Consider the following 25125-nt stretch of genomic DNA (forward strand, 5'->3'; position numbering starts at 1 on the left):
TGAGGAGTTCAGCGGGGCTCCCGGGGCAGACCCAATACGCGTTCGCCCAGGATGTTGCGCATGACGTTGGAGGTGCCGCCGGCGATGGTGTACGAGGAGGCGTAGCAGATCGCCTCGGTCCACTCGTCGTCGAGCAGGGCTGCCGGACCCAGGGTGGTGGCAGCGAATTGGGCTACCCGCTGCTCGTGCTCGGTGCAGAAGGCCTTGGTGGCTGCGCTAAAGCCGGCGGGGGCTTGGCCCAGAGCCTCTCGATACACCAGCAGGCGGCCCACCCGGTACTCGCTCTCCAACCGGGCGATCTCCTGGCGGACCCGGGGGTCGTCCCGGTTGGCCTGGGAGCGGGCGTGGAGGAACAGCGCCCGATTGGACACCAATCGGTCGATACCTCCGCGCTCGTGGGCCAACTGCGCCATGGTCTGCTTAAAGGCGTCGCCTTCGGTCCCCACCAGATTCTCGGCTGGCACCCGCACGCCAGTGAAGTAGATCTCGCAGAAGTGCCGGTTGGCGATCATGTCGGTGATCGGTCGCACCTCGATGCCAGGGGTGTCCATCGCCACGATGATCTCGCTGACCCCCCGGTGGGGCGGCCCTTCATCATCGGTACGACAGATCAGATAGCAGTAGTCGGCCAAGTTGCCGAAGCTGGTCCAGATCTTCTGGCCGTCGATCACAAAGTGGTCGCCGTCGCGAACCGCCCGAGTGGCAATGGAGGCCAAATCGGAGCCGGCGTCCGGTTCGCTCATCCCGATACACCAAGTGGACTCCCCCGCCAGCATCTGGGGCAGGAACTCGGCCTTTTGCTGTTCGGAGCCATAGGCGATCAGCGTCGGCCCCATCTGACGGTCGGCGAACCACATGGCGGCCACCGGGGCGCCGGCGCTGATCATCTCCTCGGCCACGATCAACCGCTCGATGGGCGGTCGGGCCCGACCCCCGTATTCGGTGGGCCATCCCATGCCGATCCAGCCCTCTTGGGCCATGATCCGGGCAAACTCCTTGGAGTAGCCGTTGATCCACGAATCGTTGTGGCGTCCGAAGCGGTTCACGCCATCGGCGGCTATCGCTCGCGCCCGTTCGCGCAGGGCCAGCAGTTCGGAGCTGAGCGCGAAGTCCAACCGGCGGCTAGCTGGAATCCAGCAACAGGGCCAGCGCCAGCGTGGAGAAGGCGAATATCAACGCGGCCACGATGGTGAGCCGGTCGAGGTTCTTCTCGATGACCGTCGACCCGGCCGCCTGCGTGCCGAACCCGCCGCCGAACATGTCGGACAGGCCGCCTCCTCGGCCGCTGTGCAGCAGCACCAAGAACAACAGCCCCAACGCGGAAACCACGTCGATCACCACAAGCGCGATGGTCACAGCGGTCAATCCTACCGCTCCACCACACCGCTGACCCACCTGTATGGCCTCACCGAGCGGGTCCGCAATTTTGAGCTTCCAGACAGTTACCCTGACCCAATAATGAAGGCCGTCTTTCGCCGCTGCTGGAAGCTGGTCAGCGCAGTCAGGAGGCACGTCTTCTCCCCCAGGGGATTCGCGGTGCTCGCTCTCGTCGCGGTGGGGTTTGTATTGGGAGTCTTGGTCGCCCAGGTATGGACTTCGGATGACTCCAGCAGCGACAACGCCCGCCAACTCCCTGCTGGCGCGGACGACTCGAGGGATCCCGCCTCCCAATCAGACGTCGAATCGACCGCGGCCGACCAGGGAGCAGCGTCTGATTCAACGGGCGGCGCGAATGAGCAGCCGCCAACCGATTCGGCTTCCTCAGAATCCGCGGAGGATCAGTCATCGACCACGCCAGGAACAGGCACCGATCCGACGACCCCAGAAACCGAAGCATCCCCCAATCCAGCAGTCGTCGTCTTGGACCAAGAACCGCCGACCTATGAGGAGGCCCTGGCAATGGCTGCAGCCTTGGCACCCCTGACGATTTATCCCAGCGATTGCATGTCTCCGCTCCCCCATCCCGACCTGATGCCCAACGCTCCCCGCGCTTACCGATTCGGAATTCACCAGGGGGTGGACTTCCGCTGTTTCACCCTGGGCCATGATGCGGTGGCTGCACTCGACGGTCGAGTGGTTCTGGCCGTGGGCAACTACCAAGACCCCGACTCCGATGACCGGGATGAACTGCTGGAGATCGCTGGCGATCTTCAGGCGACGCCCCCTTTCACGCTGTTGACGCTCTACGGGAACTTTGTGGTCATCGACCACGGCGTCTTCCCGTTCCTCGGTCATGTGGTGACGGTTTACGCCCACCTCCACGAAGTAGACCATGACATCCGCGTCGGCCAGACAATCAGGGCAGGGGCGCGAGTGGGCGAGATCGGGAATCGCGGCACGCATGCGGCGGCCAATGGGGACTTCTACGAAGATCCCCATCTCCACTGGGAGTTGCACATCGACAACTTGTACCTCGGCGCGGGCCTGTCACCCCAAGAGACCCGCGAGGTGTACACCACCCTCTTCTCGGAGGCTTTGGGCTAAACGCCCCTCTGAGGACTAAAGAAATCCAAGTTGGCTCTGCCAAACTTCCGGGTATGGATTCCGAGTTCATTAGACGAGCAGTGGAGCTGGCCGATTTGGACGCGGTGCGGGTGGCGCTGTTCCACCACACCGACGACCCGGAGATCGAGGCACTGCCGCGGATGCTGGAGCTCGACGACGACCAACGCGAGCTGCTCATCACCAAGACCACCGCCTGGCTCATGGAGAACGCCGGTCCGGGAATGCCCGAGGAACCGCCCCAGCCCCGACTGCGCCAGCTGATGAATTTCGCCACCAAGGAGGAGATGGGCGACCTGGAGTTCGAGTCTCGGCGCGAGCTGATGGCATTCAAGCCCTTCCCCTGGACGGTCGACTGGACCAATGGCAAGCCCGAGCTGCCCGAGGGTTTCCAGGTGGCCATCATTGGGAGCGGGTTCAGCGGGTTAGCCGCGGGCATCCAGATGGAGCTCTTGGGAATCCCCTATGTGATCCTGGAGCGCCGGTCCGAGCCCGGCGGCACCTGGAGCCGGCACCGCTACCCGGATATTCGGGTGGACACCATCTCGATCACCTACGAGTTCGCTTTTGAGAAGAACTACCCGTGGCCCGAGTACTTCGGAAAGGGCCAGCTGGTGCGGGAGTACTTGCTCCACATTTCCCGCAAGTACGGCATGTACGACAACACCAGGTTCGACCACGACCTGAAGCGGGCCACCTACGACGAGAGCCGCGACGTGTGGGTGCTCGAAGCCGACACCCCCGGCGGCATCGAGACCATCGAGGCCAACGTTGTGATCAACGCGGTCGGCGCCTTCGCCAACCAGAGAACCCCCAACTTCGAGGGTTTGGAGGACTTCCCCGGTCCGATTATCCACCCATCCCAATGGCCGGAGGACTACGACTACAAAGACCGTCGGATCGCCGTGATCGGCAACGGCTCGACCGGGGTGCAGCTGCTTTCCCCCGTCGCCGAGGAAGCCGAGCAGGTCTACGTATTCCAGCGCTCCAAGCAGTGGATCAGCCCCCGTCCCAAGTACGGCGAGCCCATCGAGCCGGAGGTGCGCTGGCTGCTGGACAACTTCCCGGGCTACTGGAATTGGTGGCGCTATATGGCCATCGCCGCGCTGTTCAAGACCCACGACCAGCTCATTCCCGATGAGGAGTGGCAGGCCCAAGGGGGCTATTGGAACGAGGTGAACGACCAGCTTCGCTCGTTCCTCACCAACTACATCCACGAGCAGACCGACAACGACCCCGCCCTCGTCGACCGGCTGATCCCCGACTACGCGCCCTTCTCCCGGCGCCCCGTGGTGGACAACGGCTGGTACCGGGCCCTCACCCGCGACAACGTCGAGCTGATCACCGACCCCATCGCTCGGTTCACCCCCGAAGGCGTCGAGACCGAGGATGGAACGGTTTACGAGGTGGACACCGCCATCACCGCCATCGGCTTTGAGATCGTCCAGTTCCTGTACCCCGCCGACTACATCGGCCGAGACGGCCTCAACGTGCACGACTTCTGGTCCAAGGACGGCCCCCGCGCCTACATCAGCATGATGGTGCCCAACTTCCCCAACATGTTCATGCTCTACGGCCCCAACTCTCAGCCGCTGTCGGGCGGCACGGGCCTTCCCATCTGGTATCAGGTGTGGTCGGGCTACGCGGGGCAGTTGATCGTGCGAATGCTCGAAGAGGGCAAGTCCAGCGTCGAGGTCACCATGGACGCCTACGAGCGCTACAACGAGGCGCTGGACAAAGAGGCCTCCAAGCTCCTGTTGATGCACGAGATGGGGTCACCAGGCAACAACTACTACGTCAACTCAACCCACAACCGGCTTCAAATGAGCGCCCCCTGGTACGGCCCCGAGTACCACCGCCTCTGCACCGAAGTCGAATGGGACGACCTAGAGATCACCTGACCTGACCGGTTGCCTCCTGGTATTCGCTAGGGCCGCAGCTCAATGAAACCGGCGGCTGCGAAGTCCTGATCGAAGGCCAGCGCCTCTCGCATTCGGCGGTCGCGCATGACTTGGAAACTGGTGGCGTCCACAAAGGAATAGTTCCGCTCATCGTGGAGGCGCAGCCAATTCCAGGCTCGGGCCTCTTGCTCGGGAGTGACCCGGTGGACAGTCAACGTCCCGTTGAGCCGGAGCTTTTCGATTCGGTCCATGAAGTCGACTGCCACCGGGTGAACATCTCGACGTCGAAGCAGTGTCCAGCTTTCCCCCAACACGAGGTTGGTCGTCAATATCCGTTCAGATGAACCGATGTGGTGAATCATCCCGCTGGCGTCGCCGTGGCGGGAGTCGTTAGGCAGCGTGATGGCCACCCACCAACTGGTGTCGACGAACTTCACGCGCCATAGATGACTGCGTCGATGTCATCACCAGCTGTCACGCCGGGACTTCCAAATCCCCCAAATCTCCGCAAGACCTCCGCGGTAGACATAGAGCTGTCGATTTCTGGCATAGGACTGGGCTCACGCTCAGGCAGAACCTCGGCCAAGCCCTGGCGGATCAGCTCTGACTTGGAGATACCACGCCGCCGGGCCTCTTCCGCGGCCCGATGATCGAGATCGATGGGAATGGTGATCGAGATCGTCTTCATGCCCGCCATTCTACATATATAGCGATACAACACATATATATTTTGACGTCTATTGCCAATAGAAGCGGACGATCAATCGCTGCTCACTGCGGGCAGCACTTGCTCGCCGAATGACTGCACGTGCTCGACTTGCTGACTGGGGCGGATGTTCAAGATCACCATTTCCACTCCAGCGTTCTCGTATGCCCGCAGCACCGAGATCATGTCATCGGGAGAGCCCACCATGACTCGGGAGCGCACTTCCTCTGTCGTACCGCCTCGATTGGCTTGGAACGCCGCCACCATGCCGTCGCCTGCCGCCTGGTCTCCGGACAGTTCCGAGAACACGAAAGCGGTGCGCATGAGGTCGGCGGGCTGGCGGCCGTAGCGGGCCAAGTCTGCGTCTAGTTGCTCGTTGACCTCCCCCCACTCCCATGGAGCCCAGAACCCGTTGTACCAATCGGCACAGCGGGCCGCGATCCGGCGAAGGCGCTCACCTCCCCCTCCGATCAGCACCGGAATTCCCTTGGGCCGCAGCGGTTTGGGATCGAAGACCGCGTCGTTCAACTCGACGAAACGGCCCGAATGGCTAACCAGCTCAGACGGGTTGCACAGCAACTGGAAGGCCTCGACAGTCTCTTCCAGCAACTCCATGCGATCCCCGACCCCCGGATAGTCGATTCCATACATGGCGTGCTCGGCGTCGTGCCACGCGGCGCCTACTCCGAGAATGGCCCGACCGCCGGTGATGTGGTCGAGCGTGACCGCCATCTTGGCCAATAGCGCGGGGTGGCGGTAGGTGACGCCAGTTACCAAGGTGCCAACCTGAAGGTTAGAGGTGAGCGCTCCGAGCGCCGCAAGGGCGACCCAGCCCTCAAACTGGGGGCCAGACGGCACTCCACCCAAATCTGGTCGGGGACCGGGATTGAGGGGCACAAAATGGTCGAAGGTGAATCCGGCCGAGAAGCCCAGCTGATCGGCCGCTTGCCAAAGGTCGCGCAAGCGGGAGAAGTCAGTGTGTTCCGGGGGCGTTTGGATAGCCAGTTTCATTTCAAATCACTCCTTATGTGGTTTTGTTCTGACTTGGGCACATCACTCCCCTATGCCCAGCGTTCCTTTCCCCAGCGCTCCAGCGCGCTGGCCGCTTGATAGGTAATGACGGCGAACACCACCGCAAACACGATCGCCGCCCAAGCCTCGGAGTTCTCGAATGCGGCCCGCCGAGTGCTTAGGTGAAAGCCGAGGCCGTCGGAACCCATTAACCATTCAGCGGTCAGAGCGGCGAGGAAGACAATGGAGGCGGTGATGCGAATGCCGGTCAGCACGTTGGGCACGGCAGAGGGAATGGCCAAAAAGGTAATCCGCCGCCAACCCGGCGAGCCGAGGGCCGAGAACACGCTGTCGGCTCCTGGAGGGCGGGCCCGCAGACCTGAGAGGGCGAATACATAGACCGGAAAAAAGGCGATGAGTCCGGCAACGATCAAAACCGTGGTTTGGGAAAACCCCGCAATACGGGCGATCAGCGGGATCAGCACGACGATGGGGACGGTCGGCATGACGACCACGATAGGGGCCAGCGAATTTCGCAATATCGGCGACAGTGAGCTGATCAAGGCCAGCACAGTGCCCAGGAAGAGCCCGATGGCGAGACCACCAATGGCCGAGGACAATGTGACGAGCGTCAACTCGAAGTAGAGCCCGGGATCGTCGATGATCGCTTGCAATGTGTCGTACGGCGACGGGGCAATGAGCTCGGGAACGTTTTCGATCTCAATCCAGAGCCACCAGCAAGCAATCAGCGCCACGACGACCCACAACTGGGTGGCAGCAGAGCGAGCCCATCCCTGTTCGGTTCCCGACCGATCGGTGTGGGCCCCGCCGACGGCCACGACCCGGCCGAAGACCCGTTCCACAATCCGCTCAACTGCACCGAGCAGCACGTAGGCACCGCCGGCAAGAAGAATGAGCACTACTCCGACGGCCCAGAGTTGCTCGACTTGGAAGTTCCGCATTGAGTTGAGCAGCAGCACGCCGAGGCCGCGCTCAACTCCGAACCACTCGCCCAGCACCGCTCCCGACACCGCGGCCGGTGCGGCGACTCGAAGGCCGTCAATCAGATTGGGGACGGCAGTGGGCACTTGGAGGAGGCGGAACCTGGTGAACTTGCTCGAGCCCAAAGCCGAGAACACGTCGTTGGCGGATTCGGAGCTGCTCCGAAACCCTGCACCGGCCGCCACCAGGATGGTGAAGAACACGAACATCAGCGCGAACAGGACCGGTGTCTGCGACGTCCATCCCAGGGCGTAGATGACCGGTCCAAGCGCGATGGCCGGAATGGCGTGAACCACGACTGCTCCGGTGTAGGTGCTGTTCTCCAGCCGCGGCACGAGCAGGGCTATCACTGCCAACGAGATGGCGATGAGCGCCCCGAACAGATACCCCCACGCGGCCCGCTCCAGAGTGGCCGCAGCCGCTCGCCTGATCACCTCATCTTTGTCACTGATCGCTTGCAATGCATCGGACAACGGCGGGAAGGTGCGCCCGAGCCATCCGTTGCGCCCCGTGGCCTCCCAGAGTGTCAAGAAGCCAGCGGCTCCGAGGGCGCCCAGACCGATCCGACTGATTCTGCTATTGAGAGTCAAGCGCATCGATCAGCTCGTCGTGGAGGGCTTTGAACTCGGCGCTCTGGGAGACGTCCTTGTAGCGCGGTCGTGGGAACGGCGCGTCCCTTTCTAGGATGACCCGGCCGGGCCGCTGGGACATGACGGCAACCCGGTCGCTCAGCAGCATCGCCTCTTCCACCGAGTGGGTAACAAGGACGGTCGTGATCTTCAGGCGGGACCACAAGTGCTGGAGCTCGAGATTGAGGGCCCGCCTGGTGACCGCGTCCAGCGCCCCAAACGGCTCGTCAAGCAGCAGGACAGTGGGATTCAACGCCAACGCACGGGCTATGGACACGCGCTGGCGCATTCCTCCCGATAGGTGCTTTGGTCGGGCCTTCTCAAAACCGGTGAGACCCACCAACTCGATCAGCTCGTTTACCTTGTCCCGGTCGACGGCCTCCCCTCGGATGCGGAATGGAAGTCCAACGTTTGACCGCACGCTGAGCCAAGGCATGAGGGCATGATCCTGAAACGCCATGCCAATCCCTCCTGCTTTGACCAATTTGTGAGGGGGCTCAGCAAAGTTCAGGACCGTTCCCGCATTGGGGATGTCGAGTCCGGCTATGAGTCGCAGAGCAGTTGACTTGCCGCAGCCAGACGGGCCGATGAGGGCCACAAACTCGCCGTCGCCGACACGAAGATCGAAGCCTTCCAGCGCGGTAACCGAGTGCCCGCGGCGCACCTCAAAGACCTTCGACACACCAATGAGGCTGATCGCGGCGCCCGGATTTGCCTCGGCGGCGTCCCCGGCGTCACCAGGTCGGTCCGCGCTGGTCATATTCCCTCCACTGTCGGCCAATGCGTCCCCCGCTGGCGCTCTCAAGCTCAGTTGAAAGAGACCTGTGGCGCCGCCTCAGTCGGAGCTGTCTCAGTACAGGGTAGTCGCCCCATCGAAGACTTCTTCGAGGACCGATTGATCCCAGAGGTCGCCGATCGCCGGCAGATTCTCGCGGCCAGCAATCCTCAGGCCCTCGTACTCGCCCTCGATGACCGCTTCGTCCAACCACATCAAGCCCTTGGCCTCCGTGACATCGCTGGTCATAAAGGCGCTCTGGGCCACGAGCTGGGCGGCTTCGGTATCGGCATCCAGGCCGAGATCCACGCCGTACTCGTTGACCGTCAGATCAACGGCCAGCGCGTTGTCGGCAAAGGCGTGCTCCCATCCCTTGATTCCGGCCCGCATGTAGCCGACGACCGCGTCGCGGTTCTCGGCCAGATAGGTCCGAGTGGTCGTCCACAGCCTGCCGTAGCGGGTCCATCCGAGATCACCGAGGCTGACCACACCGTGCTCAATCCCCCGGGCATCGAGTGCGAGGGGCTGGTTGGTGAGGAATGCGTAGTAGACATCTACTTCGCCTTCGACCACCGGAGAGGGGTCGAATCCAGTGGGCACGTACTCGTAGTCGGGTTCGAGGCCGTTGATCCTAAACAGCGTGTCTACGTCGGCGATCCCGGACTCTCCCTGGAGGCCAACCCTTTTGCCGACCAGATCCTCAATGGAGTTGACCGGGTTGTCGGGCATGTAGATGAACCCAATCGGCGACTGCTGGAGCGCCGCACCGAGGACGATGAGGTCGGCACCAGCGGCAATGGCGTCCACTGTCCTGGACAGGAACGAGATGGCGCCGATCTCGATGCCCGGCCCGTTGATCGTCACCGGTGTCGAGATGCCGCCGCCTCCCTGGACCAAAGTCGCCGCGATGTTGTTGTCGGCAAAGTAGCCCTGATTGTCGGCGACAAAGTGCCCGGCGAACTGGACGTTCTTGATCCAGTCGAACTGGAACCGGACATCGTGGACCACTGGCTCCGGTGCCATGGTCGCGGTCGGCGTGGCTGGTACAGCCGTGGCCGCAACCGTCGCCACGGCGGGACTCGGTTGGTCGTCGTCGTTTCCGCACGCGGCAAGGAACGCGGGAGTGGTGACCACCGCCCCGGCTACTGCGGCTTTCGTGATGAAGTCTCGTCTGGTAATGACGATCGAGTCTCTCTTCACGTGAATTCCTCCCCGTTTCCCCCTTGATCCGCCGATGCTCTTCAACTTGCTGGACGCAACCAAGATCTCGTGCGGAAGCTCGTGCCTCCGAATGTAGGGCGGCTCCTAGGCGCGTCCAAGACCAGATTCCCCCATTTTGATAATGTCTGCTTATGGACCTCTCGCTCCGGGTCGTGAGGTACTTTGTGACGGTGGCCGAAACCGGACATTTCGGCCAGGCCGCCGAGCGTCTGTTCATCTCCCAGCCCGCGTTGAGCCAACAAATTAAGCGGTTTGAGGCTCAGTTTGGCTGCCAATTGCTCGAGCGGTCTCGATCAGGGGTGAGCCTTACCCCCGCAGGAGAGGTATTCCTCGATGAGGCCCGAGCTCTTCTTGCCGCGGGAGAGGCCGCGGTGGCCCGCACATTGCGGGCTACAGAGCAGGGCGAGCTCATAATTGCCTTTGTGGCCGGAACGCCGCACGACCTCACGGCAAAGCTCCTTCAGGCAGCCGAATCCATGCAATCCGAACTGGCCCTCAATTTGGTCCGAATCGACTGGGCATCGCCATTTGCGCGCCTGCGCAGCGGCGCGGTCGATGCTGCAATCCTGCACCTTCCCTGTGAAGAGCCCAACATTGACTACCAGCCGATACACCATGAAGCACGGGTGGCAGTGCTGCCCGCCGATCACCACCTCGCTGGGCGCAAGAAGATCAGCATCAACGATTTGGATCCAGAGCCGGTGCTCGACTCCAACTTCAATAGAGAGTTCTGGCTGGTCATTCCCCGTCCCAGCAGTTGTGAGCCCTGTGTGGTGCAGCCGGCCCCAGACTCAGCAGAGCAGCTCATGGATCTCGTCGCCCAACGACGGGGTATCGCAATCACGGCGCAAACGGTGAGCGAGTTATATCAGCGGCCCGATGTTGTGGCTGTCCCAATCTTCGATATCGACCAGGTCCAACTGGGCTTGGCGTGGCCAGCTGAGCACCCGGCTCCCGCCGTGCCTCGGTTGGCCGACGCACTGGCAATCGACGGCTCTCACGAGTCGGGCGGTCAGGATTCTCAGCCGAGGAGGCTGTAGCGGATCGCACCGTCGGCGTGGGCCGGGCCGGGGATCCCCATCAGGTAGGCCAGCGTCGGAGCCACGTCGCGCAGCTGGATCGGAGTCTCGGGCATTCCATGGGCGCCGAGCCCGGCCCCGAACCACAGCGCCATCGCACTGTTGTGAAAATCTCCGCGTTGAGCACTGGGCAGGTACGGAGTGTGAACGCCTGAGACCACGTGAGTGGGAGAAATGGGACTTCGGGCCATGCGCTGCGGTGTCAGCTCGCCGATGGTGTTGACGTCTCGAGAGCCGTCCCAGGTGGTGTAGGTGGGCTTCAAGAAGTACACCACATCACCGATGCGGTCTTGGGCTAACCCGCTCAGGTTGAGCGCCTCGCGGCGGGCGACGAGCTCGAAGGGCTTCTCGCCTGTGGCCGGGTCTACGACCGTAGAAAGCGTGTCGATGACCCGCTGGCGCACTGACTCGAACTCCGAGGGCTTGACCGGGCCATCAGGCTCGCGGCCGGCCAGATTGACCCAGACATGCTGGGGTTGAAGAGCGGGGCCTACCAGGCTATTGGCGGGATCGAGGACGTATCGAGAGTGCTCACTGTCCCAGTCATAGGCGACGAGGCCCTCTTGGCGGAGGATGTCGAGCACCGAGATGTGGCGCCAACAGGGCAGACAGGCATGGTCGGACACGACCACGATGCTGGTATATGGATCGGCGCATTCTCGGACGATCCCGGCCACAAGCTTGTCCACTGCCCGGTAGGCCTCCTCGTACACCTGTTCCGTCAATCGGGTGTACGACTCAGCGGCATAGGGGTACTCGGGGTCGAGGTAACCGAGCATGGTGTGGTTGATGTAGTCGATGAAGTGGTAGTGGGACATCAACAAGTCGAATGGTTCCTTAGCGTCCTGCTCGCAGATGACATCGGTCATCCACTGAACCTGCTGGTCGGCCAACTCCAGCATGATGTCGCCACTGAGATTGGACGGTCCGAACGGGCGTTCGTCTCCTGCCCGGACGTTGGGGCATTCCAGCCCCTCCACATAGGGGCCATGGGTTGCGCTGATATGGGTGGCCAGTTCAGCGGGGTGGGTGTATCCGTCGACCGGCTCGACCCGGGTTCGGTAGAGCTCGAATCCACCGTCTCGGTCGGCCCGAATGAGCCGGAAACGAGTTGCGCTCTCTCGTTCATTGAGCTCGATCGGAATCCACGGCGACCACTGGCCGGGGCGCAAGTCGGCGACGATGGAGCGGCCTCCGGGGTCGCGGCTCAGCGCGAGACAGACTTCGCCGTCGACAAGGCGGCGCTGGGCATGGAATCCGGCAGGCTCGAACCCCGAGATGGGAAGGTAGGTGGACTCCGGGCTGCTTCCCGGCACCGAAGTCCATTCTTCTGTCGGCTCGAAGGCAACCTGCAGCGGGTTCATGGTGATCTCATGGAGCTTCAAGACCGCATCGGTCACCGGTCCTTGGGCGTAGATCTCCTCAGGGGTTTGATGCCAGATCATCCCTCCGGGGGTGTCGCCGCCGATTACCCGAACTCCTTCGCCCTTGGGGGGCCATCCCACGGGATAGTTGATCACCAGGCTCGATCCGCCGAGGTCTCCGACTGTCTCCCACAGCAATTCGGCTCGCGAGGTCGTGGATCGCAGGCTCCTAGGTCGTTCTCTGTCTTGGGCAGTCAGTTCCTCCCCAGCCCACTTGGCGATGAAGCTGTTGATGCCGTGGTTGACCGGCTCGGCACCAGTAGCCAGGGTTGTCCAGTTGGTCGGGGTGTCAACGGGAACGGCCGGCATGGCTTCAACCGCGGTGCCCGACTCCAGGAGTTTGGCCGTTTCGGGCATTGAGCCCGCCTTGAGATATTTCTTTACCATCGACAGCATTGCGCCATCGACGCCGATCATTAGTGCCCGTTTCGAGTCGGAGCTCTCATGTCGCATAGTTCCCCGCTTCTGAATGAATTCTCAACCGGTTTTCCGATCCACCATCAGACAACTCGTGCTTCAGTTCCACCAACCAGCGGCGGTATTCCAGCGACATCCTGTCGGCGGTGCGCACGTGGAGCTCAGCGGTTAAATCCACCGGCAGTTCCTCGGGCCGCTGAGATTCGACGATCTGGCGGTCCTGCTCGGCGATCTCCATCTGAAATCGGCAAAACGGCGCGTCGGGATCCTCTAGGGCAAAATTACGAAAATTCAACATAAACGTCCGGGTGACGTTTTGGGATACCGGCGAAGCGGCCACCAGCAGTCCGAAGAACTGGTCGCCAGGCAAGCTCTGCTGCCACCACACGGTCAGCGGCATGTAGACCCTCCAGTTGTGGTTCGAGGTGAGGGTCGGATCTGACTCATCCAGCTGACTGGAGTCGGTCTTGATGCTCTGAATCTCGGAGAAATGGCCCCACATGTGGATGTTGTCGGCCTCGCGTACCAAGTCGTGCATCGGGGCCTCGGGTCGGTCTCTGGATCCCAACTGGCCGTCATGAATCCATGGAATGTGGGCCAGATCTACGAAGTTCTCGATTCGCCGGGCCGCGCCGGCATTCCAGTCCACCGGCGGTATCTGAACAACGCGGTACGCAGGGTCGCCGTGTTCTTGGAAGGGGGGAATGCCGAACCGGGGGACATCCTCCAAACAAACCCATACCAATCCGCCCGATTCAACGCAGAGGTAACTTCGCAGCCGAGCCTTGGCCGGAATGCGCTGGTCAAGACAACTGGGAATGAGCGTGCAGATGCCATCGCCGTCGTAGCTCCATCCGTGGTAAGCACATCTGATCTGGTCTTCTTCCACCCACCCGAGTGACAGCCTGGCTCCCCGGTGGGGGCACAAATCGGCAAAGGCACGAACTCGGCCGCCCAGGCGAACCACCACGATGTCGGTGTCGCATAGGCGGACCGCTGTTGGCTGAGACTCGACATCGCTTGAATACGCAACGGGATGCCAGAAATGCCGGAACGATTGGTAGACCTCTGCCTCGCCTTCAGCGGACAGTTGCGTATCAGTCACTCTGCCTCTCAAGCTCTTGGAAGCCACACTTGCGGGTCCAAATGCGCAAAATGGAGTCTTGCCAGTCGGTTCTCAGTCTTCCAACACTTTTGTCCACCCCAGCGATAAGCATTCGTTATCACCGCTTGGTCTGGCTCCGACAACCGGTGTCTTCTACTGGAGTCGGAAGCGGACGATGCGGGAGAAGCTTTCGGCTTCTAGGGAGGCGCCGCCGACGAGGGCGCCGTCGATGTCGGGCTGGGCCATGAGCTCGGCGACGTTGACGGGTTTGACCGAGCCGCCGTACTGGATGCGGACTCCGTTGGCGGCGTCGGCACCGAAGTTGGCCCGTACCCGATCCCGAATGAGGGCGCAGCCTCCTTGGGCATCGGCGGGGGTGGCGGTGTGGCCGGTGCCGATGGCCCACACGGGCTCGTAAGCGATCACCATGGCCCCCACCTGATCCCGTTTCAGCCCGGCTAACCCGGCGTCCACCTGGTTGGTGATGCGGGCCTCGGTCTGATCTGCTTCCCGTTCCTCCAGGGTCTCCCCGCAGCACATGATTGGGGTCATACCCGCGGCCAGGATGGCCTTGAGGCGGCGGTTCACGTTCTCGTCGGTCTCCCCGAAGAGCTGGCGGCGCTCGGAGTGCCCAGCGATCACATAGCTCACCACCAGCTTGGCCAACATGGCGGGCGACACTTCTCCGGTGAACGCCCCGCTCTCCTCCCAGTGGCAGTGCTGGGCGCCCAGGGCGATGGGGATGTTGTCGGCGTCCAGCACAGTTTGGGCCGATCGCAAGTTGGTGAACGGCGGATGGATGGAGACATCGGCAGACTTGTAGTCGGCATGGTCGAGGGCATACGACAACTTCTGGATGAGCTGGATGGCCTCCAGGTGGTTCATGTGCATCTTCCAGTTGCCGCTGATCAGCGGCTTGCGCTCAGCCATGGTGTCCTTCCTTGCCGGTGCCGACGGATTCTCTTAATGCTCTTAGGCCGGGCAGGTCGCCCTGTTCGATTAGCTCCAACGACGCCCCGCCGCCGGTGGACACGTGGTCCATATCTCGATCCAAGCCGAACTGGCGGACCGCGGCGGCACTGTCGCCCCCACCCACCACGGTGAAGGCGCGGCTGTCGGCCAGCGCCTGGGCTACGACTTTCGTGCCCGCTGCAAACCTCGGGTCTTCGAACAGCCCCATGGGGCCGTTCCACAGCACGGTGCCGGCCTCGGCAATGAGGTCGCTGAACTCGGCCGCGGTGCCCGGGCCGATGTCCAATCCCTTCCAGTCGGGGTGCAGGTCCACTCCGGCCTGCACCACCCGCTCCCCCGGCGCCAGCGCGGTGATGTCGGAGGGGAGGCGGATGGGCGCGCCTGAACTCAACAGGCGGCCGCAAGCCTCAATCTGGTCGGGCTGGAGCAGCGAGTCGCCCACGCTGTGGCCTTGGGCAGCCAGGAACGTGAAGCACATGCCGCCGCCGATCACCACCTCGTCGGCGGTCTCCAACAGGGCGTCGATCACCCCCAGCTTGTCGCTGACCTTGGCCCCGCCCAACACGGCAACAAACGGGCGTTTGGGTTTGGCCCGCAGCCCCAATAGCACCTCGGCTTCTTTGGCCAGCAGGCGGCCCGCTGCGCTGGGCGCATGGCGGGGCGGCCCCACGATCGACGCGTGTGCTCTATGGGAAGCCCCGAAGGCGTCGTTCACATAGCCGTGGCAGCCGGCGATCAACTGCTGCACAAAGCGGTCGTCGTTGCCGGTCTCGCCCGGATCAAATCGGAGGTTTTCCAGCAGCTCAACTCCGGGGGCCAGCTCCTCCAGCCGGGTCTGCACCGGGGCCAGCGAATATCGGGGATCGTGCCTGCCGTCGGGTCGTCCCAGGTGGCTGCACGCCACCACCGCGGCCCCCTGGCCGGTGAGCCAGCGGATGGTGGGCAGAGCGGCCTTGATGCGGAAGTCGTCGGCAATGTGGCCATCAGAGTCAAGTGGCACATTGAAGTCGGCCCGCAGCAGGATCCGGCGGCCGTTCAGGCCGCCGAGGGCCTCGCCTAGCGTTTCGAGTGTGGGAAGCACCCCGGTGCTCAGCCGCCCGCCGCGCCCACGATGGAGACGATGTCCACCAACCGGTTGGAATAGCCCCACTCGTTGTCGTACCAGCCGGAGACCTTGACCAGATTTCCCAGGGCCATGGTCAGACCGGAGTCAAGCGTGCAGGAGGCGGGCGAGCCGACGATGTCGGCCGACACCAGCGGGGCTTCGCTGTAGTCGAGCACCCCGGCCAACGGCCCGTCGGCCGCGGCGGCGGCGAAGGCGGCGTTGACGTCGTCGGCCGAAGGCTCGCCTTGCACCACGGCGGTGAAGTCGGTGAGGGAGCCGTTGGGAATCGGCACCCGCAGAGCGATGCCGTCGAGCAGGCCGTTCATGGCCTGGAGCACCAGCCCAGTGGCCCGGGCGGCACCGGTGGATGTGGGCACGATGTTCACCGCGGCGGCCCGGGCCCGACGCAGGTCGGAGTGGGGCCCATCCACCAGCGCTTGGTCGCCGGTGTAGGCATGGACGGTGGTCATCAGTCCCCGCTCCACGCCGAATGCATCGTCGAGCACCTTGACCATGGGCACAAAGCAGTTGGTAGTACACGAGGCGTTGGACACAACCAAGTGGTTGTCGGGGTCGAAGTCGCCGTCGTTCACTCCCACCACGAAGGTGGCGTCGGCCCCCGACGCCGGCGCCGACACGATGACCCTTGGCGCGCCGGCTTCAAGGTGGGCCGCCGCCTTGTCCCGAGCAGTGAAGAACCCGGTGGACTCCACCACCACGTCCACACCCAAGTCGCCCCAGGGAAGGTCGGCCGGATTGCGCTCCGATAGCACTTGCAGGGTGCTCCCGCCGATCTCGAGTGCCCCGTCCACCACGGCAACCGGGGCGGCGAACCGGCCCATCACCGAGTCGTACTGCAACAGATGGGCCATGGTCTCCAGGCTGCCCAAGTCGTTTACGGCCACGAATTCCAGGTCGGCGCCGGCCTGCCGGGCCGCTCTGAAGAAGTTCCGCCCGATGCGGCCGAACCCGTTGATTCCCACGCGAATGCTCATGCGGCTGAGACTAACGGCCCACCCGCCGAATTCTGATGATGGGGACGAACGAAATCAGCCATATTTCCCTCAGCCCAAGCCTGCCGCTCAAACGCGTGATTTCAGCGCACGTTCCCCTGTCCGCCATCGACGGGGATGAGCTGGCCGGTGATGAACCGGGACGCGTCTGAGGCCAGAAACACCATCACCGGCCCGAGGTCCCGATCCGGGTCGCCGTAGTCCTGGCCCAGCGCGATGCTGTGGATGTTGCGCCAGAACTTCTCGGTGCGCTCCTCATCGGTAGCCCGATCCCAGGATGCTTGGAACATAGGAGTCCTGATGGCCGGTAGAACAGCGTTGACTCGCACGCCGTCGGCCCCCCAGGCTCCCGCCGCAGTGCGCGTCCAGGCATGCACCGCTCCCTTGGACGCCGAATAGGCCGCCGCTCCCGGCTCAGCCCGCTGGCCGGAAATCGACCCGAAATTGATGATGGCACCTCCCCCGCCAACCTTGAGCCGCTGGTACGCCGCCTGATTGGTCAGCACCGTGCCCCGAACGTTCACCGAGAACATCCGGTCCCACTCACCTATGGTCACATCTTCCGCGGCGGAAGCTGCATGAATGGCAGCCGGGTGCGCCAACGCATCTAGCCCGCCCAAGAGGTTGTCTGCCTCCTCAAAAGCCGCACCCACCCGCTCTCCATCAGCAACGTCAACCGACACGTACACGACTTCGCCTGGCCCATCAGCCCCCGCCTCAGCACAAACCGCCCGCCCCGCGTCATCGGCAATGTCCATTCCCACCACCCGAGCCCCAGCCTTCACATAAGCCCGCACCGTCGCCGCCCCCATCCCACTCGCACACCCCGTGACGACAATCTTCTTGCCATCTAAATCCACAACGCACTCCCACAAGCTCGATTGGCTCAATGGCGCAACAACTTACCGGGAACTCAAGTGGCGGGGAATTGGCATTCACTCTCTGGGCCATCGCCCCAGAGTCAGGGCCTCCGGGCCATGGAAGGTATGCCTATTGGATGGCGTGGGAGTACGTTGCCGGGGTGAATGAGGTGTTTTCGGTGGGCTGGGACAAAGGGAGTGGCTGGACCTCAACTGGAGAGCGGTCGTGCGAATAGTTGACCTGTTGGAGCGGGATGCGGCGCTCTACCTCGAGCGGACTGCGGTAGCGGTTGCCGGAGGGCCATCTGCTTCATTTGGGGAACTGCGCGACCGAGTTCTTCGGCTGGCTAGCGGTCTGGAGGCTGCGGGGGTGGGGTCTGGCGACCGAGTAGCGCTCATGGCCGACAACGGGATGGTCTTTTTCGACGTCTATCTGGCGGTGGCCTACCTGGGCGCGGCGGCAGTGCCTCTGAACACCCAGCTCACCGATACCGAGCTGTCCTTCATACTGTCGAATGCCGAGCCTGTCCTTACCGTGGCAACCCGTCCCTACGCCGAACGGCTGGAGGCCATCGGCGCCACCGGCCCGGTGATCGATGCCGACGGCGATGCCTACGCGGGCCTGCTGGAGTCGGAGCCCTTCGCCGATCTGGATCGCGCTACCGAAGACGACACCGCGCTAATCATCTACACCAGCGGCACCACCGGGCGGCCGAAAGGGGTGTGCCTCACCCAACGGGGTTTGGCCTTCAACGGGCTGACCATGGCCTTGGTGCAGCGGTTCCGGCCCGACGATGTGTTCTTGTCGACCACGCCGCTGTACCACGCGGCCACCGGCACCCGGGTGTGCTCCATGCTGGCCGACGGCCAGACCCACGTGGTGCTGCGCTCCTTCTCACCGGAGTCGTTCTTTGCCGCGGTGGCCGAGCACCGGGTGACCATCTCGATCCTGGTTCCCGCGCAGTTGCGCCGCATTCTCGACCATCCCGGCTTTGCGGGGGCCGATCTATCCAGCCTTCGCCTCATCGTCTACGGCGCCGCCCCCACTGCGGGGCCGCTCATCAAACAGGCCTATGAGCGCTTCGGGTGCGGGCTGTACCAGGGCTATGGCATCTCCGAGTGCGTCACCAACCTCACCGGGCTGCTGCCCGAAGACCACGACCTCGCCATGGCCGGACGCCCCGAATTGCTCGACTCATGCGGGCGTGTCGTGCCCGGGGTCCGGATCGAACTCCATGACGAGAACGGCGCCATGGTCGCTCCCGGAGAGGTGGGCGAGATATGGGTGAAAAGCGAGAAGGTGATGGCCGGCTACTGGCGCAGCCCCGACCAGACGGCTGAAGCTCTGGTCGACGGGTGGCTGCGAACCGGGGATCTGGGCCGCATGGACGCCCATGGCTACCTCTACATAGTCGGCCGGTCCAAAGACATGCTCATCAGCGGCGGCGTCAACATCTACCCCAGTGAGATCGAGGCCGTGCTCTACGACCACCCAGCCGTCGCCGAAGCAGCGGTGGTCGGGCGCCCCGACCCCGAATGGGGCGAGCGCCCGGTCGCCTTCGTCGAACTTAGACCAGAGGAGTCGCTCGACGGGCTAGCGGATTGGTGCGCAGAACGATTGGCCAAGATCAAGGTCCCCGACGAATTCATCGCCGTCGACAGCTTCCCCCGCACCGTCACCGGCAAAATCCGCAAGGTAGAACTCCGAGAGCACCTAGCCGCCGGCTGACGGGACAAGCCGACCAGCCTAAACGGCTACCCGAGGCGGGGCTTGATCTCTTCGCCGGCGTCGATGTCGATTTCTAGGATTAGGGATTGGTAGGACTTGCCGTGGGGGTCGGTTCGGAGGCTCATGGATACTCCTCCGCCGAGGGCTTCGGTCATCACGAAGTTCAGGCCCTTGGTGCCGGGCAGCTCGTAGCGTGTGATCTCGCCCTTGACCAGGGTGCCGAACTTGTCCCGCACCTTTTCGACGGTGAGCTCGCGCCGCAGCACGTCCCAGTTTTCGTCGTTGTACACGAACACGCACAGGTTCACGATGTCGCCCTTGTCGCCGGAGCGGGAATAGGCGAACTCCCGCAGCTTCATGCCTCGATGACCTCGGTGATCAGCTTCACATCCTCGCGGGGCAACAGCGCCGGGGTGACCCCGATGGCCGGTGCCATCTGGGTGGTGACCCCGCCGCCCCCGGCCGGTCCCATCCACAGGAATTGGCCCTCGAAGGCCACCGCGTCGGCGGTCTCCCGATCGTCGCAGCGGGCCGCGATGCGCAGCCGCACCTCGGCCGGGTCGCCTCCGGGAAGCTGGCCCTCGAACAGGGCACTCACCCCGTGGAGGTCATAGCGGATCTCGTCGATGCCCGGCTGGTAGGGCTCCAGGCGCTTGGCCACTACCTCCGCGGCCAGTTGGGCCCGCTCCACGCAGCCCGCGCCGCCGTAGGAGATCTCGGTCACCACCTTCCACCCCTGGTCCACCCCCACCAGCACCTTGAGGGAGTCAGGGCGGGGGCGGCCCGAGGCACCGCCGACCCGCACCCGGTTTGGGCCCACTTCCTCCACCCACACGTGCGAAAAGTCCGCGGTGCTGTCGGGGGTGAGATAGGCCGCCGGGTCGTGGATCTCGTAGGCCAGCTGCGTCTTCATGGTGCCGATGTCCACCGCCCCGCCGGTGCCCTCCAGCTTGGTGATGATCAACTCGTCCTCGCTCACGTGGGCCAGGGGAAAGCCGAGGTGGACGATGTTGTCCAGCACCCGGTAGGGCGGATCGACGTAATTCCCGCCGGTGGCGTGGGTGCCGCACTCCAGGAGATGGGCCACCAGGGTTGCGGTGCCCATCTTGTCCCAGTCATCCAACGCCCAGCCCATCTCATACGCGATCGGCCCCACATAGAGAGAAGGATCAGCAATGCGGCCGCCGAGGATGAACTGCGCGCCCTCGTCTAGGAGCTCCACTATGGGATCGGCGCCGATGTAGGCGTTGGCCGATACCACCTTGGCGGCAATGGCCTGGGCGGTCACCCCCATTTCGGGCAGCTCTAGATCTTGGTCGAGCACATGGTCGAGCACGTCGTCGCCGTGGATCACCCCGACCCTCACCCCGGTGACGCCGTTGAGCTTCAGCCCCCGCAGCACGTCGTCGGCCGCGGCGGCTGGATTGGCGGCGCCGAAGTTGCCCATCATCTTTCCGCCGCGACGCAGAAAGCCGGCGAAGCGGCGCATGAGCTCGGGGATTCGCTGATCGTGGCCGGTGGTCTCGTCATCGAGGCGGCGCACTTGGGCCAGCGCCATGGTCCGCTCGGCCAGGCAGTCGAAGCCCATGTAATCCACCAGGCCGCTGTCGGCCAGCTCCTGAGCCCAGTCCAGCCGATCGGTGGAATACGCCGACCCGCTGCCGATGGAGATGCTCCTGCTGGTCATCGGGCCAAGTAGCCGCCGTCAACCGGGAGTGCGACCCCGGTCACGAAACTGCTGGCATCGCTGGCCAAGAACAGCGCCACTTCGGCGATCTCCTCGGGCTGCGATGGGCGCTGCAAAGGCACCGAAGTCTCCAGAAACTCCTTCATCAGGGGTTTGACGTCGGTGCCGGGATCCCGTCCGAAGAACAGCGGAAGCATGGGTGTGTCCACTGGGCCGGGGCAGATGACGTTGGCCCGAATCTTGGGGGCTAGGGCCAGAGCCAGCGACTTGCCGAACGTCACGATTGCCCCCTTGGTCATCGAGTACAGCGGCGAGAACGGTGAGCCCACCACCCCGGATGTGGAAGCGGTGAGGATGATTGACGCGTTGCCCGACGCCTCCAACAAGGGCACCGCCCGGGCAACGGTGAAGAAGGCCGATTTCATGTTGATGGCCGCGGTCTCTTCGTAGTCGGCCTCGCTCATGTTGAGCCCGGCCGGACCGGGTATGCCGGCGTGGGCGTAGAGAACGTCGATCTTGCCGTGAGTCGAGCCGACCTCGGCCATCAGCTCTTCAATCTGAGCCACATCGCTGACATCAACGGTGAAGGCGCTCGCCGCGCCCCCCGCATCGGCGATCAAAGCCACAGTCTCAGCGGCGGCTTCGGCGCGAAGATCGGCCACCACCACATGAGCGCCCTCGGAGGCCATGCGCCTGGCCGCGGCCCGGCCCATGCCTGAACCGGAAGCGGTTATGACCGCTACTCTTCCATCGAGCACTCCCATTGAAACCCCCGTGAGCAAGAACTCTTCCATTTACGATGATCGATTTAGCCGTCGCAGCAAGGAAAGAACGCCATGAACGCACATGACCCGCTAGACGGCCTGAAGATTATCGACTGCGATTCCCATTTCACTGAGCCGCCTGAGTTGTGGACGGCCCGGGCCCCCGCCGCCATGCACCACCGAGTGCCGGTGCAGAAGACGGTCGACGGCATCACCGCCTGGTATCTGGACGGCGAGCTGTGGGCCAGTACCGGCGGGAACACCATCCAAACCGGCCAGGAGAAGATCCTGGGCAGCCACGTGGTCCAGCCCTTCGACATCATCGACACCAGCGCCTGGGCCGTGAAGGAGCGGCTCGAACTCTGCGACGAGATCGGGGTGCATGCCCAGATCCTCTACCCCAACGGCGTCGGCTTCTCCTCCAACCACGTCTTCGCCATCGAGGATCTGGCGCAGCGACGGATGGTCTTGGAGATCTACAACGACTTCTTCGTCGACATCCAGCACGAGTCGAACGGCCGACTGTTCCCCCAGGCCATGCTCCCGATCTGGGACATGGAGTTCACCGTGGCCGAGATGACCCGGCTGTTGGACAAGGGCATCACCGGGTTCACCCTCTCCGACAAGCCCGAGATGGTGGGCCTGCCCGAGCTGTGGGAGCCCTATTTCGCCCCCATGTGGGACCTGTTCAACCAGTCGGGAGCGGTGGCCAACTTCCACATCGGCGCCGGCATGAGCCGGGCCGAGATGGAGAGCATCCGAGGCGCCCGCTTCCAGCAGGCCCGGGTGGGCGGCGAGGCTGGCCCCGACGACCTGCCCCGGCCCATTCCCGTGGCCCCCAACACCTGGTGGGGGCAATTCGACCACCAGCGTCGCCTCGCCATCCACGCCACCCAGATGTACATGAGCAACGTGCGCATCATCGTCAACCTGTGCATGAGCGACCTGTTCGACCGCTACCCCAACCTCAAGGTCGTCTCGGCCGAGAGCGGCATCGGCTGGGTTCCCTTCATCCTCGAAGCCCTCGAGTACCAGTACGACGAGATGGTCACCGAAGCCCACGAGCTGGCCCTGAACACCCGCCGCCCCCGGGAGTATTTCAACGACCACATCTGGGTCATGTTCTGGTTCGAGCGGTCGGCCCCGGCCAAGCTCATTGAAGACGTCGGGGTAAACAACGTGCTGGTGGAGACCGACGTCCCCCATCCGACATGCCTGTTCCCGGGCGCCCGAGAGCACTTTGCCCAAGTGCTGGCCGACGTCGATCCCCATGTCCGCCGCCGAGTGCTCCAGGACAACGCCGCCGAGCTCTACGGCATCGACGTTTAGGGGCCTTCCATGCAGTTCGGCATGATCATCAGCGACGTGCCGCGCGACGTGGACCCCATCGAGCAGTTCGACGGCATCCTGCGCCAAGTGGAGGCCGGACAGCGCAACGGCCTCACCCATTTCGTCATCGGCCAGCACTTCTTGTACGGCGACCTGCGCTGGCTCCAGCCGGTTCCTCTCCTGGCCCGCCTGGCAGCAGAGATCGACGACCACGTGCGGTTAGGTGCCACCGTGCTGCTGGCCCCCAAATACCACCCGGTGATTCTGGCCGAGGAGCTGGCCACCCTCGACATCGTCACCCGAGGTCGCCTCGATATCGGATTAGGGCTCGGATATCGGACTGAAGAATTCGACTTGATGAACGTCCCTTTCAACAAGCGGGTAAGCCTGTTCGACGAGTGCCTCGACATCATGAAGCTGTGCTGGGCCATGGAGGACTTCGACTACCACGGCCAGCATTGGCAGATTCAGGGAGCCACGCCCCACATCCAGTGCGTGCAGCAACCCCATCCCCCCATTTGGATGGGAGCGCACTCCCGCAAGGGCGCCCGGCGGGCGGGTCGAGTGGGCGACCGGTTCATCATCCCGCCGGAGTACGACATCCATGAGATGCGGGTCCGTTTGGGCATCATGGCCGCCGGATTCGCCGAACGGGGCAAGCCGATGGGCCATCAGCCCCTGCGGCGCAACGCCTTCGTGGGCGCCACCAACGAGGAGGCAATATCCAATTTCGTGGAGCTCAGCAAAGACCGCTACCTCACCTACGCCCGCAAAGAGCTCGACATATTGGACGAGGAGGCGCTCATGGGCAACTTCTTCGAGGAGGTGAAGGGCTCGGTGGCGGTGGGCACGGCCCAGCAGGTAATCGACCACTTCACCGAGGTGGCCCGAGAGCTGCCGATAGACCCGTTCGTGGTGAAGCCCCAGTGGCCCGAAATGCCCATCGACGAGGTGATCGACTATCTCGACACCATGGGACGCGAGGTCATACCGGCGCTGGCCGAGGTCCCGCCCATGCCCGTCGAGGACATCCCTGCCTCGTTGGCCCCCGTGGCCGACGAGGTGGCCGAGGCACTGGAGGCCATGTGACCGCAGCATCATTCGATGAGGCCATCGCCCACACGCCACTGGGCGATGGGCGCTTTCTCACGTCCACACCCCCGTCGTGGATGGCCTCGGGCCGCGTTCCTGCCGGGCTGGTGGAGGCGCAGTTGATGGCCGGACTGGCGGCCACGGTCACCGACGCCCAGTACCGCCCGCTGTCGTTCACCGCCCATCTGCTGCGAGCGCCGGGCGAGGGCGACTACGAGGTGCAGACCGACGTGCTCCGCACGGGCCGCACGCTCATCAGCACAGCGGCCCGGGTGGTGCAGGGCAACAAGCTGATCGCCACCGCGTTGGCCAGCTTCGCCACCGACCGGCCCAGCCCCGAGTTCGACGAGCTGCCCATGCCCGAGGTGGCCCCGCCCACCCCGGGACGGGAGACCGACGGCTACGTGCCCGAGTTCGCCTATCCGTACGGCGACAACGTGGTCATGCAGGACCGCCTCGGACCGAAACCGTTCACCGCGCCCGACGGCCCCATGGAGCGGGTGGGATGGGCCGGCTTCGCCCAGGCCCGCCCCATCGACGCCCCCGGTCTGCTGATGATCGGCGATATCGGGATGATGGGCTGGTGGGTGCGCCTCGACCGCATGTACACCACCGCCACCTTGGACCACACCACCTATTTCCGGGCCGACCTGTCCCAGGCAAAGGCCGACGACATGGTGCTGCTGCGGTCGCGCACCGGGCTGGTCCGCGGCGGCTACCTGGATTGGGACCTCGATATCTGGGCGCCCGACGGCACCCTGCTGTGCCAGTCCCGCCAGATCCTGGCCATTCTGGGGTGACC

The 25125-nt window shown here is 63.8% G+C and carries 24 protein-coding genes; 7 read left to right on the top strand and 17 right to left on the bottom strand.

All coding sequences use genetic code 11. The annotated features are described in order from the left end of the window. Positions 1-8: 8 nt before the first annotated feature. Together ACOGJC_RS18225 and secG are read right to left on the bottom strand one after the other, a co-directional pair. The gene (locus ACOGJC_RS18225; protein WP_419846409.1) at positions 9-1115 is read right to left on the bottom strand and encodes an acyl-CoA dehydrogenase family protein; all 1107 of its coding nucleotides are present in this window, start codon (positions 1113-1115) and stop codon (positions 9-11) included. Between the two features lie 7 nt (positions 1116-1122). Further along, positions 1123-1356, bottom strand: coding sequence for a preprotein translocase subunit SecG (secG, locus tag ACOGJC_RS18230; protein WP_419846410.1), 234 nt, complete (start codon positions 1354-1356; stop codon positions 1123-1125). 102 nt (positions 1357-1458) lie between these two features. Here secG and ACOGJC_RS18235 point away from each other — a divergent pair, with 102 nt between their 5' ends. Next, complete coding sequence (locus ACOGJC_RS18235; RefSeq protein WP_419846411.1) at positions 1459-2484, top strand: M23 family metallopeptidase; 1026 nt, start codon at positions 1459-1461, stop codon at positions 2482-2484. Between the two features lie 53 nt (positions 2485-2537). Next, entirely contained in the window at positions 2538-4403 is a 1866-nt protein-coding gene (locus ACOGJC_RS18240; RefSeq protein ID WP_419846412.1) for a flavin-containing monooxygenase, read from the top strand. Positions 4404-4429: 26 nt separating this feature from the next. On the opposite strand, the gene ACOGJC_RS18245 is transcribed toward ACOGJC_RS18240, so the two are convergent. The 6 genes from ACOGJC_RS18245 to ACOGJC_RS18270 all read right to left on the bottom strand — a co-directional run bounded on the left by ACOGJC_RS18245 (position 4430) and on the right by ACOGJC_RS18270 (position 9726). Beyond that, positions 4430-4840, bottom strand: coding sequence for a type II toxin-antitoxin system VapC family toxin (locus tag ACOGJC_RS18245; RefSeq protein WP_419846413.1), 411 nt, complete (start codon positions 4838-4840; stop codon positions 4430-4432). Then, on the bottom strand, positions 4837-5091 hold the full coding sequence (locus tag ACOGJC_RS18250) for a ribbon-helix-helix protein, CopG family (RefSeq protein ID WP_419846414.1): 255 nt from the start codon (positions 5089-5091) through the stop codon (positions 4837-4839). Before ACOGJC_RS18250 ends, ACOGJC_RS18245 begins: the two co-directional genes overlap by 4 nt. Before the next feature lie 72 nt (positions 5092-5163). Further along, a complete protein-coding gene (locus tag ACOGJC_RS18255) occupies positions 5164-6120 on the bottom strand; it encodes an LLM class flavin-dependent oxidoreductase (protein WP_419846415.1) in 957 nt (318 codons plus the stop codon). Positions 6121-6170: 50 nt separating this feature from the next. Continuing rightward, on the bottom strand, positions 6171-7652 hold the full coding sequence (locus ACOGJC_RS18260; RefSeq protein ID WP_419846416.1) for an ABC transporter permease: 1482 nt from the start codon (positions 7650-7652) through the stop codon (positions 6171-6173). Between the two features lie 46 nt (positions 7653-7698). After that, positions 7699-8511 (bottom strand): ABC transporter ATP-binding protein, encoded by an 813-nt coding sequence (locus ACOGJC_RS18265; RefSeq protein ID WP_419846417.1) that lies wholly within the window; start codon positions 8509-8511, stop codon positions 7699-7701. Positions 8512-8601: 90 nt separating this feature from the next. Then, positions 8602-9726 (bottom strand): ABC transporter substrate-binding protein, encoded by a 1125-nt coding sequence (locus ACOGJC_RS18270; protein ID WP_419846418.1) that lies wholly within the window; start codon positions 9724-9726, stop codon positions 8602-8604. Between the two features lie 152 nt (positions 9727-9878). Between ACOGJC_RS18270 and ACOGJC_RS18275 the strand changes: the two genes are divergently transcribed. Then, positions 9879-10787 (top strand): LysR family transcriptional regulator, encoded by a 909-nt coding sequence (locus tag ACOGJC_RS18275; RefSeq protein ID WP_419846419.1) that lies wholly within the window; start codon positions 9879-9881, stop codon positions 10785-10787. Here ACOGJC_RS18275 and ACOGJC_RS18280 read toward each other — a convergent pair. The 6 genes from ACOGJC_RS18280 to ACOGJC_RS18305 form a co-directional block, all read right to left on the bottom strand. Then, positions 10769-12703, bottom strand: a complete 1935-nt coding sequence (locus tag ACOGJC_RS18280) for an alkaline phosphatase family protein (RefSeq protein ID WP_419846420.1) — start codon at positions 12701-12703, stop codon at positions 10769-10771. The two genes, ACOGJC_RS18275 and ACOGJC_RS18280, sit on opposite strands and share 19 nt — an antisense overlap. Further along, complete coding sequence (locus tag ACOGJC_RS18285; protein ID WP_419846421.1) at positions 12693-13772, bottom strand: Rieske 2Fe-2S domain-containing protein; 1080 nt, start codon at positions 13770-13772, stop codon at positions 12693-12695. Before ACOGJC_RS18285 ends, ACOGJC_RS18280 begins: the two co-directional genes overlap by 11 nt. A 153-nt stretch (positions 13773-13925) precedes the next feature. Further along, positions 13926-14702 carry a triose-phosphate isomerase gene (tpiA, locus tag ACOGJC_RS18290; protein ID WP_419846422.1) on the bottom strand — a complete coding sequence of 259 codons (777 nt, stop codon included), beginning with the start codon at positions 14700-14702 and terminating at the stop codon, positions 13926-13928. Next, complete coding sequence (locus ACOGJC_RS18295) at positions 14695-15825, bottom strand: phosphoglycerate kinase (protein ID WP_419846423.1); 1131 nt, start codon at positions 15823-15825, stop codon at positions 14695-14697. The genes tpiA and ACOGJC_RS18295 overlap by 8 nt, the downstream gene beginning before the upstream one ends. Positions 15826-15833: 8 nt before the next feature. Further along, positions 15834-16844 (bottom strand): type I glyceraldehyde-3-phosphate dehydrogenase, encoded by a 1011-nt coding sequence (gene gap / locus ACOGJC_RS18300; protein WP_419846424.1) that lies wholly within the window; start codon positions 16842-16844, stop codon positions 15834-15836. Positions 16845-16945: 101 nt separating this feature from the next. Further along, the gene (locus tag ACOGJC_RS18305) at positions 16946-17722 is read right to left on the bottom strand and encodes an SDR family NAD(P)-dependent oxidoreductase (RefSeq protein WP_419846425.1); all 777 of its coding nucleotides are present in this window, start codon (positions 17720-17722) and stop codon (positions 16946-16948) included. Between the two features lie 226 nt (positions 17723-17948). Here ACOGJC_RS18305 and ACOGJC_RS18310 point away from each other — a divergent pair, with 226 nt between their 5' ends. Then, a complete protein-coding gene (locus ACOGJC_RS18310; protein WP_419846426.1) occupies positions 17949-19451 on the top strand; it encodes a class I adenylate-forming enzyme family protein in 1503 nt (500 codons plus the stop codon). Between the two features lie 26 nt (positions 19452-19477). Here the strand turns inward: ACOGJC_RS18310 and ACOGJC_RS18315 are convergent, their stop codons facing one another. From ACOGJC_RS18315 to ACOGJC_RS18325, 3 genes are read right to left on the bottom strand one after another with little or no spacing between them, the layout of a single operon-like run. After that, entirely contained in the window at positions 19478-19810 is a 333-nt protein-coding gene (locus ACOGJC_RS18315) for an AtuA-related protein (protein ID WP_419846427.1), read from the bottom strand. Continuing rightward, positions 19807-21138, bottom strand: a complete 1332-nt coding sequence (locus tag ACOGJC_RS18320) for an acyclic terpene utilization AtuA family protein (RefSeq protein ID WP_419846428.1) — start codon at positions 21136-21138, stop codon at positions 19807-19809. Before ACOGJC_RS18320 ends, ACOGJC_RS18315 begins: the two co-directional genes overlap by 4 nt. Continuing rightward, positions 21135-21902 (bottom strand): SDR family NAD(P)-dependent oxidoreductase, encoded by a 768-nt coding sequence (locus ACOGJC_RS18325; RefSeq protein ID WP_419846429.1) that lies wholly within the window; start codon positions 21900-21902, stop codon positions 21135-21137. The genes ACOGJC_RS18320 and ACOGJC_RS18325 overlap by 4 nt, the downstream gene beginning before the upstream one ends. Before the next feature lie 72 nt (positions 21903-21974). On the opposite strand from ACOGJC_RS18325, the gene ACOGJC_RS18330 reads away from it, so the two are divergent. The 3 genes from ACOGJC_RS18330 to ACOGJC_RS18340 are packed head-to-tail and all read left to right on the top strand — an operon-like array spanning position 21975 to position 25123. Then, entirely contained in the window at positions 21975-23231 is a 1257-nt protein-coding gene (locus ACOGJC_RS18330; RefSeq protein ID WP_419846430.1) for an amidohydrolase family protein, read from the top strand. Positions 23232-23240: 9 nt separating this feature from the next. Beyond that, positions 23241-24320 carry an LLM class flavin-dependent oxidoreductase gene (locus ACOGJC_RS18335; RefSeq protein WP_419846431.1) on the top strand — a complete coding sequence of 360 codons (1080 nt, stop codon included), beginning with the start codon at positions 23241-23243 and terminating at the stop codon, positions 24318-24320. Beyond that, the gene (locus ACOGJC_RS18340; protein ID WP_419846432.1) at positions 24317-25123 is read left to right on the top strand and encodes an acyl-CoA thioesterase; all 807 of its coding nucleotides are present in this window, start codon (positions 24317-24319) and stop codon (positions 25121-25123) included. Before ACOGJC_RS18335 ends, ACOGJC_RS18340 begins: the two co-directional genes overlap by 4 nt. The last annotated feature ends 2 nt before the right edge of the window (positions 25124-25125 follow it).

Source organism: Candidatus Poriferisocius sp., assembly GCF_965204015.1.
Lineage (GTDB): Bacteria > Actinomycetota > Acidimicrobiia > Acidimicrobiales > Bin134 > Poriferisocius.